1 protein-coding gene is annotated in these 1,884 nt (G+C 53.2%); it reads left to right on the forward strand.

The window, feature by feature from the left end; genetic code table 11:
* The first annotated feature begins 481 nt into the window (after positions 1-481).
* Positions 482-1,672, forward strand: coding sequence for a plasmid partitioning protein RepA (repA, locus tag PDO_RS14050; RefSeq protein ID WP_037074186.1), 1,191 nt, complete (start codon positions 482-484; stop codon positions 1,670-1,672).
* Positions 1,673-1,884: the final 212 nt, after the last annotated feature.

Here is a 1,884-nt window from a genome sequence, read left to right on the forward strand (position 1 = left end):
CCTACCGGCAACCACACGCAGCTTAAAAGACCGAAATCCGCTCACACTACCGCTGCACCAGCGCCTGAAAAATCGAAAGAGGCTCAAGAGTTAGACGGTGAGAAGTCTTCCGCTCGATCATTTCCTTGCGAGGTAGCGCACCGAGATATGACGATCAGCGTTAGCCTAGTCGATGAGTTCGTAAAGAATCTCACCTAAAAATTACGTAATTTGAGCAACAGCTCGTCAGCCCGATGCGTAACTTCTATGTTCGCCCAACCTCTTGCAGCTGCTGCAGAATTTAGGATTTTGACGGCAGTCAATCGTCGGCGCAAAAAACTTCCCTCCCTATTCTCAAGTCGCCAAAATAGAGCTTTCTTGACCGCTCACGGGCCTTAACCTTCTGTTAATTTTATTTTCCTTGCTGGAATCAGAGAATCGGAGATAATGACGGCATATCGAGAGTTTCGGTGATTTTACCGGCAGAATGGTCAATGAATCTATGAACGCGTTCTCGCTTCCTTCGTTCGAACTGGACGACAAGATACTGATGCAAGGTGCGGAAATCTCTCGCAGGCTTAACCAGCTGCGGTTGGAGAACTTCCCGCCGAGCGCGAAGAAGACCCTGCGTCAGTTTTCCGTGGGCGAGGTTGCCCACTACCTCGGCGTTACGCCAAGCAACCTGAAACGGCTTTATTTGGACGGCAAGGGGCCGATCCCGACCACAATGTCGGGGAACAGGAAGTATTACACCGCCGAGCAGATGTTGGAGCTGCGGCAGTACCTCGCGGAAACCGGGAAGAGCGAAGCCAAGAAATACCTCCCGCAGCGCAAGCCGGGCGACAAGCTCCAGGTCATCGCCGTCGTGAACTTTAAGGGTGGTAGTGGCAAAACGACGAGTGCCGCCCACCTAGCCCAGCATCTTGCGCTTACGGGCCATCGCGTTCTCGCCATCGATCTCGATCCGCAGGCTTCGCTCTCGGCTCTGCATGGGTTTCAGCCGGAACTTGATCAAAACCCGTCGCTCTACGATACGATCCGATACGACGAGCGGAAGCCGATTGCGGATGTCATTTTACCGACAAACTTCCCCGGCCTCGACATCATCCCGGCGAACCTCGAGCTTCAAGAGTACGAGTACGACACCCCGCTCGCGATGCAGGCCGGCAGCGAGGGCAAGCGGTTTTTCACTCGACTTGGTAAAGCCCTCATGGACGTCGATGACCGTTACGATGTCGTGATCATCGATTGTCCGCCGCAGCTTGGATATCTGTCGTTGACTGCCCTCACCGCCTCTACATCGGTTTTGATTACCGTCCACCCACAAATGCTGGACTTGATGTCGATGAGCCAGTTCTTGCTCATGCTCGGCAACATCACGAAAACCATCAAGGCGGCTGGTGCTGATGTGAGGCTTGATTGGCTACGCTACCTGATCACCCGTTTTGAGCCGCAAGACGTGCCCCAGGTTCAAATGCTTGGCTTCATGCAGTCCATGCTTGCCGAGGAAATCTTGAAGACGCCCATGGTGAAGACGACTGCGATTTCTGACGCCGGATTGACCAAGCGGAGTCTTTACGAGCTGGAACGCTCTAATTTTACCCGGGGTACTTATGACCGCGCCATAGAATGCATGGATGCCGTAAATTTTGAGATTCAGGGTCTCATCCATCGAGCATGGGGGAGAATATAACATGTTGACCGCCGTCAAAACCCAGAAGGTGATTCGTAGAATCAACCGCTTAACGATCCGAGGATAACGAGATGGCTCGGAAGAACCCATTCATGAACGTCATGAGCGAGGAAGCGCCGGATAACTCAAAGGCCATCCTCGAATACACGAACAAGGGTGCCTCGAAGTCGCTTATCCATTCTTTGGACGAGATGGCCGNACAAGCAGATCGC

Source organism: Rhizobium sp. PDO1-076 (genome assembly GCF_000247475.1).
Classification (GTDB): domain Bacteria; phylum Pseudomonadota; class Alphaproteobacteria; order Rhizobiales; family Rhizobiaceae; genus Allorhizobium.